Here is a 15957-nt window from a genome sequence, read left to right as displayed (position 1 = left end):
GCCTGCCGCCAGCGTTCGTTCTGAGCCAGGATCAAACTCTCATGTTGAGAATTCAATCATTGGCTTACGTCACGTTCTGAATCGACGAGAACTTCACACCTGTTTTCTAAACGCCAAACCCGAAAGCCCAACGTCAAAAACCAGTGTAACTTCTCTTGATAAACGTGACCGCCAAAGTCTCTTTCCAAAAATCGGTATCGCTACCGATCCTCGCAAGCTCCGCCGCCCACGTTTCTCTTTCTTCTCATCTTCAATTGTCAAATAACAGACCAGACATATCCAGTCACAAGGCCCAAGCCGAAACCCGAAAGTCCCAGCCCCAATCAGCAATCCAGCCAATCCGGAAACCCAAGAGCGAAGGACATCGTCGCCAGCAGCGCCGCCGCCCTCGTTCAGTGACGCGGCTTATACGGCTAACCCTCAGACATAGTCAACAGGCCTTTTTGGAAAAAAATGAAAATTCTCTCATTCCGTTGATTTCAAAGTGAAATTCGCCTTGATGGCCCTTACGGTGGCTTCGAAGGCTCTGTTTGTACGCCCGCAGGTGGCCATTCCGGTTGAACGCCGGTAAAAATCGCCTTCGGCCATGGTTCCGCCCTCACAAGATCACAATCGGGTGGTCTCAGAAGGACGCACGATCCACGCAGGCATGGGCGCCTAGATTGCGCCCTGCGGCGTGATTTGACTTCCATGCCCGAAATATGCACATCTTTCGGCCCAGCCAGAGCAGCCCGAGTAAGCCCATGAAAGGACGCGGATAAACCTGCCATGATGACGGAGAAGATGATGATCCGCTCGTTGGGTAACGAGCCTCCGCTTCTCGCCGATGGCAGGCGCGCACCCGACAAGCGTGAGGTTTCTTTACGCTGGCTCTCGGGCACGTTCCTCACTGGCATCACATCGAGCGTGCTGATGGGCGTCGCGCTCTTTGCCGCCCTTGATGGCCGGCAGCAGCTGGCGATCCCCGCCGAGGCCTTTGCCAGCATCAATACCCATGAAGATAGCGCCGTTACCCGTGGTGGACGGCTGATCGCCCCCGCGATCGCCGCCAGGCCTTCGGACCGGGCGATCATGGAAGTATCGACGGTTGTCCATGACGGTGACAAAGAAATCGTCCGCCGCCAGCCCTTCTCGCATGTAAAGATGCGGCTCGCCGCCAATCATGTGGCGACCGAGGATTATCCGGATTTCGACGCGCTTGCGATCTTCGCAGCCGATGAGGCGCAGCCCGCGCCGGCCGCGCGCACCGGCGCGATTTACGGCTCGGACGTTGAATCCGAGGTCAGCCTCAAGACCGTTCCTTTCCCAACCGGCAAGAGCGACCTTCAGGCGGCGCCCGGCATGACGCTGGATGAAGTGGAGGAGAATGTCCGCTCGAACGGCTCGGCACTGACTGACGGAGCCACTCAAGTCGCTGCGCTCTACTATGTCGCTCCTCAGCGCTTTTCGAACGAGGACAACGATGTCGATCTGACATCAGGCCTGTCGGCCCGCGTTCTCGAGCAGAACATGACGGTGTCTGCACCGGAATCGATCACGCCGCAGACCGAGGAATTTGCCGACGACATCGTGCCGGCCCGCCAGGACGTCACCATCGTCAAGGCGCTGATGGATTCGGGCTATCCCGAGCCGCAGGCAAAGATGCTCTCTGCCAACCTCGCGCCGCCACTCGGCAGCGACGAACTTGCCAAGGGCGACGTCCTGCGTGTCGGCATCATCCAGAAGGGCGAACAGGCCAAACTCATCCGCGCGAGCGTCTATCGTGGCACGCGTCATCTCGTCACGATCGCTCTCGACGACAAGAGCCGCTTCGTTGAGGCAAGTGAACCACCTAGGCTTGACGCGATCGCGACTGCCTTCGACGACAATTCGCTGTCGGTTCCCGCTGGCCAGAACCTGCCGCGCGTTTATGACGGCATTTATCGCGCCGCTCTTTCCTACGGCATGACCAAGGATATGACGGCGCTGATCATCAAGCTGCTTGCGGCAAATGTTGACTTCCAGGCGCAATTGAGGCCGACCGATTTCCTCGAGGCTTTTTTCTCTGTCGCCGATTCGAGCGGCCGCGGGACGCCGAATTCCGAACTGCTTTACGTCAATGCCCGTTTTGGCGATACGGTGACACGCTTCTACCGCTTCCAGGATGCGGACGGAAACGTCGATTACTTTGATCAGGACGGCAAGAGCATCCGTCAGTTCTTGCTGCGCAACCCGGTGCCGAACGGCATTTTCAAGTCCGGTTTCGGCATGCGACGCCACCCGATCCTGGGGTTTGCCCGCATGCATACGGGCGTCGACTGGGCCGCTCCCCGCGGCACGCCGATTATCGCGACCGGCAATGGCACGGTCGAGAAGGCCGGCTGGGATTCCGGCGGCTATGGCAATCAGACGATCGTCCGTCATGCCAATGGATACGAGTCCTCCTACAACCACCAGAGCGCCATTGCCAAAGGCATCGTGCCCGGAGCCAAAGTTCGCCAGGGCCAGGTGATCGGCTGGGTCGGCACCACCGGCGAATCCACCGGACCGCATCTGCACTACGAGATGATCGTCAACGGCACCAAGGTCGATCCGCTCCGCATCCGCCTGCCGGGCGGCAAGTCGCTGGCCGGCGAAGCACTGGCTAAATTCCAGGACGAGCGCAAGCGCATCGATACGCTCCTGAATAACCAGCCGGTCGATCAGATCGCTAGCAAGTAGGCCAAAAAAATGGCGGCCGGAGCCGCCATTTGCTTTCCCGGATGCCGGTCTTTACGCTGCTTCGCTGACGGCGGAATTGCGCGAGCGGAACAGCAAGCGGTCGGAACCGTTGGTGACCTTCACCGTCGATCCGTCCGGTACCTGGCCGGAGAGAATCTGCTCGGCAAGCGGATCCTGGACATACTTCTGGATCACCCGCTTCAATGGCCGCGCGCCATAGACCGGATCGTAGCCTTTGTTGGCAAGCCAACTGCGGGCATCGTCATCGAGCTCGATCGTGATCTTGCGCTCGGCCAGCAACGCCACCAGCCGTTTCAGCTGGATATCGACAATCGCGCCCATCTCATCGCGCTTCAGGCGATGGAAGAGGATGATCTCGTCGACGCGGTTCAGGAATTCCGGCCGGAAATTGGCGCGCACGACCTCCATCACCTGCTCGCGAACCGTGTCGCTGTCCTGGCCCTCGCCCAACTGGGTGAGGAATTCCGCACCGAGGTTCGAGGTCATGATGATCATCGTATTGCGGAAATCGACCGTGCGGCCCTGGCCGTCCGTCAGGCGCCCCTCATCCAGCACCTGCAGGAGGATGTTGAAGACGTCGTGATGCGCCTTCTCGATCTCGTCGAAGAGCACGACCTGATAGGGCCGGCGGCGGACGGCTTCGGTCAATGCACCACCTTCCTCGTAGCCGACATAGCCGGGAGGGGCGCCGATCAGCCGGGCCACGGAGTGTTTTTCCATGTATTCCGACATGTCCATGCGCACCATCGCCGTCTCGTCGTCGAAGAGGAAGCGGGCGAGCGCCTTGGTGAGCTCCGTCTTGCCGACGCCGGTCGGGCCGAGGAAGATGAATGAGCCGATCGGCCGGTTGGGGTCCTGCAGCCCGGCGCGCGCACGGCGAACGGCACGCGATACGGCTTGCACCGCATCGCCCTGGCCGATGACCGAAGTCGCCAGTTCGTCTTCCATCCTGAGCAGCTTTTCGCGCTCGCCTTCCAGCATCTTGTCGACCGGAATGCCGGTCCAGCGGGAAACGACATGGGCGACATTATCCGGCGTCACGACCTCCTGCACCATGGCGCTGCGGTCGCCATCCTGGCTTTCCGCATCGGCCAGTTGCTTTTCCAGCTCCGGAATGACGCCATAGGTCAATTCGCCGGCGCGCTGGAATTCACCCTTGCGCTGGGCGATTGCCAGTTCGTTGCGGGCGTCGTCGAGCTTCTTCTTGAGATCGGCGGCAAGACCGAGCTTCTGCTTTTCCGATTGCCAGCGGGCCGTCAGAGCGTTGGCCTTCTCCTCCAGGTCCGTCAGTTCGGCATCGAGCCGCGTCAGACGGTCGGCGGAGGCCGCATCCGTTTCCTTCTTTAGCGCTTCACGCTCGATTTTCAGCTGCATGATGCGGCGATCTAACTCGTCGAGCTCTTCGGGCTTCGAATCCACCTGCATGCGCAACCGCGCGGCCGCCTCGTCCATCAGGTCGATCGCCTTGTCGGGCAGGAAGCGATCGGTGATATAGCGGTTCGACAGCGTCGCAGCCGCTACAAGCGACGAGTCCGAAATGCGAACCTTGTGGTGCTGCTCGTATTTTTCCTTGAGGCCGCGAAGGATCGAGATCGTGTCCTCGACCGTCGGTTCATCGACCATGACGGGCTGGAACCGGCGGGCGAGTGCTGCGTCCTTCTCGACATGCTTGCGGTACTCGTCAAGCGTGGTGGCACCGACGCAGTGCAACTCGCCGCGCGCAAGCGCTGGCTTCAGCAGGTTGGAAGCATCCATCGCTCCATCCGCCTTGCCGGCGCCGACTAGCGTGTGCATTTCGTCGATGAAAAGGATGATCTCGCCGTTTTCCGACTGCACTTCGTTAAGCACGGCCTTCAGCCGTTCTTCGAATTCGCCGCGATACTTTGCACCTGCAATCAGCGCGCCCATGTCGAGCGCCATCAGCTTCTTGTCCTTGAGAGACTCCGGCACGTCGCCGTTGACGATGCGTAGTGCCAGTCCCTCGACGATTGCCGTCTTGCCGACGCCGGGCTCGCCGATCAGCACCGGGTTATTCTTGGTGCGGCGGGAGAGAACCTGAATGGTACGGCGGATTTCGTCATCGCGGCCGATCACCGGATCGAGCTTGCCCTCGCGCGCCTCGCCGGTCAGATCGCGGGCGTATTTCTTGAGGGAATCGAAGCCTTGTTCCGCATTAGCCGAGTCGGCCGTGCGCCCCTTTCGAATTTCGTTGATAACTTGATTGAGGCTCTGCGCCGTCACGCCAGCATTCTTCAGCGTCGCTGAGGTCGAAGCGGAAGTCTCAATCGCCAAGGCCTGCAGCAACCGCTCGACCGTGACGAAGCTGTCGCCGGCTTTCTTGGCGGCCTCTTCAGCGGTGGAAAAAACTCTAGCGAGCGGCTGGGCGAGATAGATGTTGCCGTTGCCGCCGGAAATCTTCGGCAGCCTTGCAAGCGCTGCATCGTTTGCAAGCCGCGCGGCCTTGGCATCGCCGCCGGCGCGCTCGATCAGCGAAGCGGCCATGCCTTGATCATCGTCAAGCAGGACCTTGAGGACATGTTCCGGCGTGAATTGCTGGTGACCCTGCGCCAAAGCATAGGTTTGGGCGGACTGAACGAAACCGCGAACCCGCTCGGAATACTTTTCGATATTCATATTCTACCTCCATGGATCGCCCTGCCCTTATAAGGCACAGACCGATGATTGAGATTGAGCTCCCTCAAAAGGCGAGCCGTTGCTTCATCCTTTTTGGAAATTGGACGAAGCATTCGAGGACGAATATGGGATGGATTTTCGCGAGTTTAAAGAGCCGGAACCACGAAAGCCGGGCCGAACAATCCTTCGCGAACGCGCGGCCGCGGCCTGATGGCACGAACGTTCAAGACCCGATTGTAGCGCTGCTGGTATGCGTTGCAGCTTCCTAAACAGCAGAGCCGTGATGACCCTCGAGCAAACGATTGCATTTCTGACCTTTTCAGTCGTCGGCGCCATCACGCCCGGCCCGAGCAACGTCATGATCATGGCGACCGCGTCACTCGTGGGTTTGACACGCGGCCTGCCATGCGTGCTCGGTGCTGCCTTGGGAATGTCGTCGCTATTCTTCTGTGCGGGACTCGGCCTTGCGCAGTTGTTTCTGCTTTATCCGCTTACGCTAACGATCATGAATCTGATCGGCGCTGCCTTTCTGTTTTGGCTGGCCTGGAAGATCGCGACCGCGGACGTGACGCAGGCGAAAGGCGACACGAAAGCCGTGGGCTTTCTGCACGCGGCGGCGTTTCAATGGATGAATCCGAAGGGTTGGCTGGTTGCCATGAGTGGGATTACCGCCTACGCCGGCGCATCTCCAGGAAGCGCTTTCGGCTTGGCCGCAACCTTCGCAGTCCTATTTTTTGTGGCAGCCTTCCCGAGCGGTCTCGCCTGGTTAATGGCTGGCGCAATGATGCAGAAACTGCTTCAAGACGCGCGCATTGCGCGCGCCTTCAATATCGTGATGGCAATCGCACTCGCCGGCTCTGTCGCGACAATATTCGTGTGAGCCGGAGAGGCAGCCTTATTCCGTTGCCGCTTCGACGAGAGCCGGTGCTTCGGCGGAAGCAGCCTCGCCTTCGCCTTCGCCTTCGGCGCGGCGCGGACGACGCGGGCGGTTGCTGGCGTTACGGCGGCGCGGCTGGCGTTCGCGCTGTTGGCCGCCTTCTTCCTCCATGGAGACTTCGGCCGGAATGCCTTCGATTTCAGGCTGAGGGCCGGTTCCGTCGTTGGTATCCTGAGCCGGGGCCGGTAAAGAAGCGGGAGCTTCTGCGCGCTGTTCGCGACGATTCTGCTCGCGCGGCGGCTGAACGACGACGGCATCATCGCCGTCTACCGTATCCAGTTCGTCGCCATCGCGCTCGCCACCTTCGCGGTCGGTGTATTCGTTCCGATCGTCGCGCTGGAAACGTTCCTGCATCTGCGTCTGGGCGGCCGCAATGATGCGGTAATAGTGCTCTGCGTGCTGCAGGTAGTTCTCGGCTATGACGCGGTCACCGGAGCTCTGCGCATCGCGGGCAAGCTGCGAATATTTTTCAGCAATATGCTGAGCCGTACCGCGGATCTTCACGTCGGGGCCGGAGCTGTCGTAGGTCCGCGTCAGCGGATTTCCACCCTTGCGGTTGAAATTGTTGTTGTTATTTCCGCCGCCGTTATTGTTACTGCCACGCCCTCGACCGCGCTTGTTCTGCTGTCCTGGCCTCATAGATCGTTCACCTGAATTCTCTGTTTGTGTGGAGTTATGGCACCAACCGCCGTGGCCGGTAAACCGGCTCAGGGCCTTCGTGCCGCAAGCATAATGCGCCTTCGCGCCGACCTGCCGCTTGTTCTCAAGTCATATTGACTGATTCACGCATTGGGTCGTGTTCAACCTTTGAAACTCTCGTTTAAAAGAGTGGACCCCCGAGGCCGACCAAGTACCGAACGAATCGACGTTCCTTCTTGACTGCCCAACGCGTGAGGGCAACCTATATCGCTTCCCCGTGAAATCCAAGCCTTTTCTTCGCAATAGCAGTAATGTCCTGTTCAATGCTGCAATTTGTCGCTCAAGCGATGGGTGCGAACACGAGCACCCGGTCATTCTGGCCATAATCCTTTGCGGATTCCACGCATTTGAAACCTGCGGCCTCGAAGACCGCCGTTACGTGATTGCGCTGGTCGTAGCCGATTTCCAATCCTATGACGCCGTTTGGCTGCATGAACCTGGCAGCATCCTTGGCTATCGCTTTATATGCGTCAAGCCCATCGGGGCCACCATCCAGAGCTGCCGCCGGATCAAACTTCGTCACTTCAGGAGCGAGATTGTCAATCACATTGGAAGCAATATAGGGCGGATTTGAGACGATTGCGTGAAACGTACCGTGAATGTTTTGAAACCAACTTGATTGCACAGCCTCAAACCGTTCCTTCAATCCGTTTCTTGCAGCGTTTGATTCAGCCGTCCTGAGGGCATCTGCGGATACATCGCTTCCGATACCTGACGCTCCCGGAAATTCGCTCAAAAGCGCAAGGCATATTGCCCCGGTTCCGGTTCCTAGATCAAGGATATGGAGATGTTCCTCCGTCTTTGCAAGGGTTCTTAAATAAGGAAGCATCGTATCGACGAGAATTTCCGTGTCTGGCCGCGGCTCCAGCGTTTCGGCGGAAAGCGACAGCGGCAGACCGTAAAATTCCCGCTCGCCGAGAATACGGTGGACCGGCTCATGGGCTAGCCGTCGTTCCACAGCCGCCGGGATCAGCGCCTCTTTATCGGCAGCGACGGGCTCATTACCACGTGATAGCATCTCGCTCGAGGAGAACTTCAGCAATCCGGCAACGAGCAGTCTTGCATCCGTTGCGGGATCGACGATACCGGCTTCGGTGAAGCGGCGGCGGACTTCGGCGAGAACTTCAGAAACCGTCGGCCGCGCTCCGGTCATTGCTGCTCGCCAAGCTGAGCCAGTTGGCTTGCCTGATAATCGGCAAGCAGGGCATCCACCACTTCGTTGATCTCGCCTTCCATCATCCGGTCCAGCTTGTAGAGCGTCAGATTGATGCGGTGATCGGTAATACGGCCCTGCGGGTAATTGTAGGTGCGTATCCGCTCCGAGCGGTCGCCGGAGCCGACCTGGCTCTTGCGATCGGCGGAACGTTCGCTATCGGCCCTTTGCCGTTCGGCATCATAGAGCCTCGAACGCAGTACCTGCATCGCCTTGGCGCGGTTCTGGTGCTGTGACTTCTCCGAACTGGTGACGACAATGCCCGTCGGCAGATGCGTGATACGCACCGCGGAATCCGTGGTGTTGACGTGCTGGCCGCCCGCGCCGGACGATCGCATCGTATCAATACGAATGTCTTCCGGCCGGATCTCAATGTCGATTTCTTCGGCTTCCGGCAGCACGGCGACCGTTGCTGCCGACGTATGAATGCGCCCACCCGCTTCCGTTTCGGGCACGCGCTGCACACGATGCACGCCGGACTCGAACTTCAGCTTGGCGAAGACGCCCTTGCCGGTGATCGTGGCGATAATTTCCTTGTAGCCGCCGGCTTCGCCCTCGCTTGCGGAAAGGATTTCGACCTTCCAGCCATTCGCTGCGGCGAAACGCTCGTACATGCGAAAAAGATCGCCTGCGAAGAGTGCGGCCTCCGAGCCTCCCGTACCCGCGCGGATTTCAAGGATCGCGCTCTTTTCGTCTGCTGCATCCTTGGGCAGCAGCAGGATCTGGATTTCCTGCTCCAGCGCCTCGATGCGCTCCTTCACATCCGGCAACTCCTGCTCCGCGAGATCGCGCATCTCACGGTCGACGGACCTGTCTTCAAGCAAGGCCTCGAGATCGGAACGCTCGGCTTCAGCCTTTTCATAGGCGCGGATCTTGGTGACGACGGGCTGCAGCTCGGAATATTCGGAGGCGAGCTTCACGTAGACGTCCGCCGACGGGCCGGCCGACATCCGCGCTTCAATTTCGCCGAAGCGGCGTTCCAGCTCGCGCATCTTTTCAACGGGAAGCTTCGCCACCCTTCGCTCCGATTCTTCTTATAATTTGCTAAAGGGGAATATTGTGGCTCTCGGCGAAGTGGGCAAGCACCTCGCGCATTGGGGTCGTGGCGTGGATATCGTCCAACGCCTCGTTCATGACCTTCGCCAGCGCCGCCGCATCGAGACCGAGCAGCATTGCCTTTACCGGCCCGATCGAGGCCGGCGACATCGACACCGAGCGGAAGCCGAGACCAAGCAGCGCCATCGCCGAGATCGGCTTGCCGGCAAGCTCGCCGCACAATGTCACGGGCGTATTGTTACGCTCACCGGCTCGCACGATGTCGCGCAAGAGCCTGAGGAACGGCTTTCCCAGCGTATCGAAGCGGTCGGAAACGCGCGCATTGCCGCGATCCACTGCCATAGCGAACTGGAAGAGGTCATTGGAGCCGACCGAGACGAAATCGACAGTCGCCATCAGTTCGTCGAGCTGCCAGAGTAGTGCCGGCACCTCCAGCATCGCACCGAACTGCAGCTTGCGCGGCAGGCCGTGGCCGAAGCGGGACAGGTGCTGCACTTCCTTCTGCAGAAGCTCGCGAACGGCCGCGATCTCGGAAACCTCGGTCACCATCGGCACCATGAGCTTCAGCTCGGCCCCGGCCGCCGCCTTCAGCATGGCGCGAAGTTGCGTGCGCAAGAGCCCCGGACGGTCGAGCGACAAGCGAATGGCGCGCCAGCCGAGTGCAGGATTCTCCTCCTCGTGGCCGCGGAAATAGGGTACAACCTTATCGCCGCCGATATCGAGCGTGCGGAAGGTAACGATGCGGCCGGCCGCCTGCTTCAGCACGTTGCGATAGAAGATTTCCTGCTCGTCGGCCTTCGGCATCGTGGAAGCGATCATGAACTGCAGCTCGGTGCGGAAGAGGCCGATACCTTCGGCACCCGATTCCGCAAGCTGCGGCAGATCGACCAGAAGCCCGGCATTCATCAGCAGCGAAATCCGCTGCCCGTCCCTCGTCAGCGGCTCAACGGAGCGCAGCGCCCGGAACTGCTCCTGCCGGCGTGCTCGGAAGCGGACTTTTTCCTCGTAAGATCTCTGATGCTCCGGCAACGGCCTCAGATGCACATGGCCGCCGTCGCCATCGATGATCACGGCATCGCCGTTTTCGGCAAGCGCGACAACGCCTGCCGCCTGGCCGATCACCGGAATGCCCATGGCACGGGCGACGATGACGACGTGACTGGTGACGGCGCCTTCCTCGAGCACCAAGCCGCGCACATTGGCGCGCGGGTAGTCGAGCAGTTCGGCGGCACCCATGGCGCGCGCGAGGATGATCGCATCACTCGGGAAACCATCACCCGACGTGTGGCCGCTGTAGCCAGTCAGCTGCCGCAAAAGGCGGTTCGCCAAGTCTTCAAAGTCATGCATGCGCTCGCGGAGATAAGGATCCGTCAGACGCATCATGCGCGCTTTGGTGTCGCTCTGGACTTTTTCGACCGCGGCTTCCGCCGTCAGGCCGTTGCGGATCGCCTCTTCGAGCTTCCGCACCCAGCCCTGGTCATGTGCGAACATGCGGTAGGTTTCCAGAACCTCGCGATGCTCACCCTCCATCGAAACGTCGCGGCTCGAAAGCAAGTCGTCGATCGAAATCCGGAGCGATCCCATCGCTTCCGCCAGCCTGCGGATTTCCTTCTCCGAATCTTCGTTGAGAAGATTGGTGACGACGATGCGCGGCTCGTGCAGCACGACATAACCGAGCCCGATGCCTTCGTTATAGGTATCGCCGTTGATCGTGACGGAGCGCGTCAGGTCAAGTTCAAGGCCGGGCTTCGTGATCTTCTTGAGCTCGCCGGTGGCGATCATCTCGGCGAGCACCATCGCCGTGGTCTCGAGCGCTTCTAGCTCTTCCTCGCGGTAGGTGCGGCTCGCCTTGTTCTGCACGACGAGAACGCCGAGCGAACGGCCGGTGCGTAGGATCGGCACGCCGAGGAAGGAATGGTAGATTTCTTCGCCGGTTTCCGGGAGATAACGGAAAGCGGGGTGCGACTGTGCATCGGAGAGGTTGAGCGGCTGCGCGGAAGCGGCGATCGTACCGACGAGGCCCTGCCCCATCTTCAATTGCGACAGGTGGACGGCCTCTTTCTTCAGGCCCTCAGTCGCATAAAGTTCGAGAACGCCGTCAGAGCGCAGCACGTAGACGGAGCAAACCTCCGCGACCATATTGCTGGCGATCTGCCGAACGATCCGGTCGAGACGCTCCTGCGGCTCCAGCGGCTCCGCCATCAACTCGCGCAGCCGCTTGAGCAGCACGCGCGGACCGCCGGATAGGTCTCTCATGGCGTCTCAAGCTCCAAAAACAAAAGCAAAGTAACCCGGCAGACGCCGCGTGACTTCACAACTTAAATGCGGCAGGCCTGCTGGGAATCAATTCTTATCCAGACCGTAGCAGGAATGCAAAGTCCTGACAGCGAGTTCCGCATAAGGACCGTCGATGAGGATGGAAATCTTGATTTCCGAGGTCGTGATCGCCTTGATGTTGATGCCCTTCTCGGCAAGAGCCTTGAAAGCGGTGGCGGCAACACCGGCATGCGAACGCATGCCGATGCCGATGACCGAAACTTTGACCAAGCCCGATTCGTTCTGCACGACGTCGTAGCCGATCTTTTCCTTGTTCTCGTCGAGCACCTTGATCGCCTTCTCGACGTCGCCCGATGGCACGGTGAAGGTCATGTCGGTCTTTGAACCGTCCTCGGAAATGTTCTGGACGATCATGTCGACATTGATATGGCTCTCTGCGAGGGGGCCGAAGATCGCGGCGGAAACGCCGGGCCGGTCGGCAAGACGGCGAAGCGAGATCTGAGCCTCATCCTTGGCATAGGCGATGCCGGTGACTACTTCCTGTTCCACGATTTCATCCTCGTCACAAATCAGCGTTCCGGGCGGATTCAACAAATCACCCATGCCCGGAGCATCGGGATCTTCGAAAGAGGAGCGCACGAAGGTACGGACCTTGTGTACCATGGCAAGCTCGACCGAGCGAACCTGCAGCACCTTGGCGCCGAGCGAGGCCATTTCGAGCATTTCCTCGAAGGCGATCTTCTTCAGTCGACGCGCCTGCGGCACGATGCGCGGATCGGTCGTATAGACGCCGTCGACATCGGTATAGATATCGCAGCGATCGGCTTTGACAGAAGCCGCGATCGCCACCGCCGACGTATCCGAACCGCCGCGGCCAAGCGTCGCTATCCGATTGTCCGGCCCGAGACCCTGGAAGCCGGCGATGACGGCAACCTGACCCTCGCCCATGCGCTTGATGATGTCGGCACCGTCGATTTCAAGGATGCGGGCAGCGCCATGCGCATTGTCGGTGCGGACCGGAATCTGCCATCCCTGCCAGGAGCGCGCATTGATGTCCATGGCCTGCAGCGCGATCGCCAGCAACCCGGAGGTCACCTGCTCACCGGAAGCGACGACCGCGTCATACTCGCGCGCATCGTAGAAAGGTGAATTGGCACCGACCACCTTCGGCGTCCCCTGCACCCAGCCGACCAGCTCGTTAGTCTTGCCGGACATCGCCGACACCACCACCGCAACCTCGTGGCCGGCATCGACTTCACGTTTCACATGGCGGGCAACGTTCTTGATGCGGTCCAGATCAGCGACGGACGTTCCGCCGAATTTCATTACGATGCGTGCCATAAGCCTCTACCACAGCAAACGCCGGGAGAGACGAAAGCCAGACCCGGCATGACGGAGCCCTGAAAACAGCATGGCCGAAGGGTCGGATAAGGAGTCTGTGGAACCCTTCTAAGGCCTTGCACCCAAGGGCCCAAGTTGCGGCGTCTCTTAGCGAGTTTGAATGGGGGTGGCAAGGTGGCCGTCGACTGAAACGGAAAGACCCGCGGGACAATCTCATCCACCTTGAGGAAATCCGCTGATCGCGCATCAGATTCGGTGTAGGATGTTTGCCATGAATGAGGCCCGGTCTTTATTCGCACAACTGCGCCAGTCGGCGCAGCCGGAAATCGTCGACACTATTGAGCGGCTCGTCCATGACGCCCCCGACCGCAAGCTTTGCCGTGTCAATGCGCTTGCCTTTGCAGCCAGCGAGGACCTCGACGAAGAGCAGGTAGTCAACGCCTTCCTGCACGCGTCCCTCCTCGGCATATTCGATCTGTCATGGAACGTGCTGTGTCCCGGCTGTGGCGGGGTGCTCGATGCCAACACCTCGCTGAGGACCGTCCAGAGTGACGAGTATAACTGCGCGCTTTGCGCGGCGGGCTACGAGCCGACGCTGGACGAGATGGTCGAAGTCACCTTCACTGTCAGTCCGCGGGTGCGCCGCATTGCCGCTCACAATCCGCACGAATTGCCGCCATTGGAGTATTTCCGCCAGATCTATTGGAGTTCAGGTGTCGACCTGCCGGAGGAAGATTTTGAGGCGAAGGTCGACGAATTCGTGCTTGAATCCCTCGAACTGCCGCCGGGGGAAAAAGCCGTTATTTCCCTGCAGCTGCCTGCGGATTTCGTCATCATCTTCGAACCGGTCACCCACGCAGCGCAGTTCCTGGATATCAAAGGCGAGCCAACCAAGGAGCGGCAGAGTCTCTCGCTTGTATTCGATCGCGCGCACCGGCATAGCGAGCCCCTTGAGCTGAGGCCCGGTCCGATGCGCATTTCGGTGGAAAACCGCACCGAGGTCCGCACCTTGCCATCTGTTTGCATAGCCAACGAGGCCCTGCACGGTTTGCTCGGCCACCGCCGCCCGTTCCTGACTGCCAAGCGCCTGCTCTCCAACCAGACCTTTCGCGACATCTACCGCACCGACACGATAGACGTGGATCAGCGGTTGAAGATCACCAGTCTGACCTTCCTCTTCACCGATCTCCGCGGTTCGACTGAGCTTTACGAAAGAGTAGGCGACCTTGCGGCATTCGACCTCGTGAAAACGCATTTTAGCATTCTCAACGACATCGTTGGTGCGGAAGCGGGTGCTGTTGTGAAAACAATCGGCGACGCGGTGATGGCCACTTTCCCGACCCCCGACCGGGCAGTCGTCGCGGCCATGAGAATGCGCGAGGCGATGCGCAAGCTCAACGAGGAACGCGGCAGTGAAGATCTGCTTCTGAAGATCGGCATCCACGAAGGACCATGCATCGCCGTGAACCTGAACGAACGGCAGGATTACTTCGGGCAGACGGTGAACATCGCCTCGCGCGTCCAGCATCTGGCCACATCGCGCGAAATCTTCGCGACCGGCTCGGTGTTGGGCGACCCGCGCGCCCTAAGCCTTCTGACGGATCGTGGCCTCAATCCGATGTCGCAAAAAGTCACGCTTCGCGGCATCGCCCACGAAATCAGCATATTTGCGATTCCATAAGCCACCTTCCTGGCCTTCGAAGGCGACTCAGCACTCATTGGTTTTTGATGATGCTGATGGCGCCGCTCACCTCGAGGATAGCGAAGCGGATGTCCTTGACGCTTTCGACACCCTGTTGATTGCGCGCGGCCTCGAGCACGTCTTCCATCTGTAGCCTGCAGCCGCGCAAGGCCTCCTGGTCTGCAACCCCATTCGCAATCAGAATGGTCGGAACGCCGTCGATGACCTTGCCCGCAAGCGGTGACCAGCTCTTGAGATAGGAGAGCAGGATATCCGCAAGAAACAGGGTCAAGATCAGCACGATCGCATTGGTTATCGAAAAATCGTCGCCGAGCATCGCCTGCTGCGTCGTCTCGGAGACCACCAACAGGATCACGAGGTCGAATGGGGTCATCTGTGCGAGCGTCCGGCGGCCCGACAGGCGTATGATGACAAGGAGGGCAAAATAGATCGAAAGGCCGCGAATAACGCTTTCCATATCGAGTTCTCCTCACGGAAGGATCAAGACAAGCGGCGCCGAAACGTGTTCGCCGATACCGACACGAATGCGATGAAAGCCCGGCGACTGGGTGTGCAGGCGGAACCGGACATCGATCGGCATGCCTGGATCCCCGGGAAACTGATAATGGATCAAGCCGGCTTTGGACGTCACCGCCTTCGGTGGCGGGTCGATGCCCTCGACGAGAAAGCCCTTCAGAAACGCTGCATCGGCTGTGAAGACGCAATCCGCATCGCAGGGTCCGAATCGAATATGAATCTCGTCCGGCGCATTCCATCGCGAGATGGCTGGGTAGTCGACCGTTCCTTGCGGCGTTTCCACCAAGGCGCGGGAAAGATATCCGCCCTTTCCCAACGCGCCGAAGAGGCAGCTTGCGAGGATAAGACCGAAGGCAAACCAGGCGACACGCTGAACGATCCAGACTCGCCGTTGAAAGTCCCGATGTTCAGTGACGCCTTCGGGCAAATGGTCGCTGCCGGTCCCTTTGAGTGTCATCTGCGCCGCCTTTATCCGCCTGCGAGATAACGCCGCGGGCCGCAACGAGTTCAATAGTTCAAGGAACCCGACCTATGCCGAGTTAAAATGTCGGAGGTTCCAATGAACTAAGGACCGCGCGGAAATTGGCACCATATCTGTGTCGACATGCAGCGGCTATGCTTCAGGCTTAACCAGTCGAATACTGGTGATTACAGGCGGCGAAACCGACGTGTGCGTGGCAATTGATCTCGGCTACCGCGTCATCCTTGTCGAAAATGCGGTCTGCAGCAGCGACGACCAAACCTGCGATGCCTCGCTGGAATTCCTGAGAAATCGCTTCTCCGTTGAGCTCGAGCTGATGGCAACGGATGACTTTTTGCAGCAAGCACGTGGTTGATCGAGGATGCTTCACTATATCCGTT

12 protein-coding genes and 1 pseudogene are annotated in these 15957 nt (G+C 59.6%); 5 read left to right on the top strand and 8 right to left on the bottom strand.

The window, feature by feature from the left end:
• Both C9413_RS32650 and C9413_RS04265 read left to right on the top strand, forming a co-directional pair.
• A partial coding sequence (locus tag C9413_RS32650) for a hypothetical protein (protein ID WP_210263394.1) occupies positions 1–265 on the top strand: 265 nt, incomplete at its 5' end.
• A gap of 503 nt (positions 266–768) precedes the next feature.
• Positions 769–2700: a M23 family metallopeptidase gene (locus C9413_RS04265; RefSeq protein WP_170250213.1), complete on the top strand. Its 1932-nt coding sequence runs from the start codon at positions 769–771 to the stop codon at positions 2698–2700.
• 51 nt (positions 2701–2751) lie between these two features.
• Here the strand turns inward: C9413_RS04265 and clpB are convergent, their stop codons facing one another.
• Positions 2752–5355: an ATP-dependent chaperone ClpB gene (clpB, locus tag C9413_RS04260; protein ID WP_039846239.1), complete on the bottom strand. Its 2604-nt coding sequence runs from the start codon at positions 5353–5355 to the stop codon at positions 2752–2754.
• A gap of 283 nt (positions 5356–5638) precedes the next feature.
• Between clpB and C9413_RS04255 the strand changes: the two genes are divergently transcribed.
• The gene (locus C9413_RS04255) at positions 5639–6235 is read left to right on the top strand and encodes a LysE family translocator (RefSeq protein ID WP_039846241.1); all 597 of its coding nucleotides are present in this window, start codon (positions 5639–5641) and stop codon (positions 6233–6235) included.
• Between the two features lie 15 nt (positions 6236–6250).
• Here the strand turns inward: C9413_RS04255 and C9413_RS04250 are convergent, their stop codons facing one another.
• The 5 genes from C9413_RS04250 to C9413_RS04230 form a co-directional block, all read right to left on the bottom strand.
• The gene (locus C9413_RS04250; protein WP_039846242.1) at positions 6251–6931 is read right to left on the bottom strand and encodes a DUF4167 domain-containing protein; all 681 of its coding nucleotides are present in this window, start codon (positions 6929–6931) and stop codon (positions 6251–6253) included.
• 340 nt (positions 6932–7271) lie between these two features.
• The gene (gene prmC, locus C9413_RS04245) at positions 7272–8144 is read right to left on the bottom strand and encodes a peptide chain release factor N(5)-glutamine methyltransferase (protein ID WP_039846243.1); all 873 of its coding nucleotides are present in this window, start codon (positions 8142–8144) and stop codon (positions 7272–7274) included.
• Positions 8141–9220 (bottom strand): peptide chain release factor 1, encoded by a 1080-nt coding sequence (prfA, locus tag C9413_RS04240; protein WP_039846244.1) that lies wholly within the window; start codon positions 9218–9220, stop codon positions 8141–8143. Before prfA ends, prmC begins: the two co-directional genes overlap by 4 nt.
• A 28-nt stretch (positions 9221–9248) precedes the next feature.
• On the bottom strand, positions 9249–11516 hold the full coding sequence (gene ptsP, locus C9413_RS04235; RefSeq protein ID WP_039846245.1) for a phosphoenolpyruvate--protein phosphotransferase: 2268 nt from the start codon (positions 11514–11516) through the stop codon (positions 9249–9251).
• A gap of 87 nt (positions 11517–11603) precedes the next feature.
• Positions 11604–12878, bottom strand: a complete 1275-nt coding sequence (locus C9413_RS04230) for an aspartate kinase (RefSeq protein WP_039846246.1) — start codon at positions 12876–12878, stop codon at positions 11604–11606.
• A 271-nt stretch (positions 12879–13149) separates the two neighbouring features.
• Here C9413_RS04230 and C9413_RS04225 point away from each other — a divergent pair, with 271 nt between their 5' ends.
• A complete protein-coding gene (locus C9413_RS04225) occupies positions 13150–14559 on the top strand; it encodes an adenylate/guanylate cyclase domain-containing protein (protein ID WP_039847012.1) in 1410 nt (469 codons plus the stop codon).
• Positions 14560–14593: 34 nt separating this feature from the next.
• On the opposite strand, the gene C9413_RS04220 is transcribed toward C9413_RS04225, so the two are convergent.
• Both C9413_RS04220 and C9413_RS04215 read right to left on the bottom strand, forming a co-directional pair.
• A complete protein-coding gene (locus tag C9413_RS04220) occupies positions 14594–15037 on the bottom strand; it encodes a YetF domain-containing protein (RefSeq protein WP_039846247.1) in 444 nt (147 codons plus the stop codon).
• Between the two features lie 12 nt (positions 15038–15049).
• The gene (locus C9413_RS04215; protein WP_052451616.1) at positions 15050–15553 is read right to left on the bottom strand and encodes a hypothetical protein; all 504 of its coding nucleotides are present in this window, start codon (positions 15551–15553) and stop codon (positions 15050–15052) included.
• A gap of 184 nt (positions 15554–15737) precedes the next feature.
• Between C9413_RS04215 and C9413_RS04210 the strand changes: the two are divergent.
• Positions 15738–15932, top strand: a pseudogene (locus tag C9413_RS04210) (isochorismatase family protein); the annotation flags it as partial.
• Between the last annotated feature and the right edge of the window lie 25 nt (positions 15933–15957).

Origin of the sequence: Rhizobium sp. SEMIA 4085 (assembly GCF_013004495.1) — a bacterium.
Classification (GTDB): domain Bacteria; phylum Pseudomonadota; class Alphaproteobacteria; order Rhizobiales; family Rhizobiaceae; genus Rhizobium; species Rhizobium gallicum.
The sequence above is the reverse complement of the archived record's forward strand: the minus strand, read 5'-3'. Positions and strand labels throughout refer to the sequence as shown.

Bases quoted from the DNA above. Each gene is read 5' to 3' on its own strand.
- C9413_RS04255 (WP_039846241.1), top strand. From the start codon at position 5,639: ATGACCCTCGAGCAAACGATTGCATTTCTGACCTTTTCAGTCGTCGGC.
- C9413_RS04225 (WP_039847012.1), top strand. From the start codon at position 13,150: ATGAATGAGGCCCGGTCTTTATTCGCACAACTGCGCCAGTCGGCGCAG.
- C9413_RS04250 (WP_039846242.1), bottom strand. From the start codon at position 6,931: ATGAGGCCAGGACAGCAGAACAAGCGCGGTCGAGGGCGTGGCAGTAAC.
- clpB (WP_039846239.1), bottom strand. From the start codon at position 5,355: ATGAATATCGAAAAGTATTCCGAGCGGGTTCGCGGTTTCGTTCAGTCC.
- C9413_RS04265 (WP_170250213.1), top strand. From the start codon at position 769: ATGATGACGGAGAAGATGATGATCCGCTCGTTGGGTAACGAGCCTCCG.
- C9413_RS04230 (WP_039846246.1), bottom strand. From the start codon at position 12,878: ATGGCACGCATCGTAATGAAATTCGGCGGAACGTCCGTCGCTGATCTG.
- C9413_RS04215 (WP_052451616.1), bottom strand. From the start codon at position 15,553: ATGACACTCAAAGGGACCGGCAGCGACCATTTGCCCGAAGGCGTCACT.
- ptsP (WP_039846245.1), bottom strand. From the start codon at position 11,516: ATGAGAGACCTATCCGGCGGTCCGCGCGTGCTGCTCAAGCGGCTGCGC.
- prmC (WP_039846243.1), bottom strand. From the start codon at position 8,144: ATGACCGGAGCGCGGCCGACGGTTTCTGAAGTTCTCGCCGAAGTCCGC.
- C9413_RS04220 (WP_039846247.1), bottom strand. From the start codon at position 15,037: ATGGAAAGCGTTATTCGCGGCCTTTCGATCTATTTTGCCCTCCTTGTC.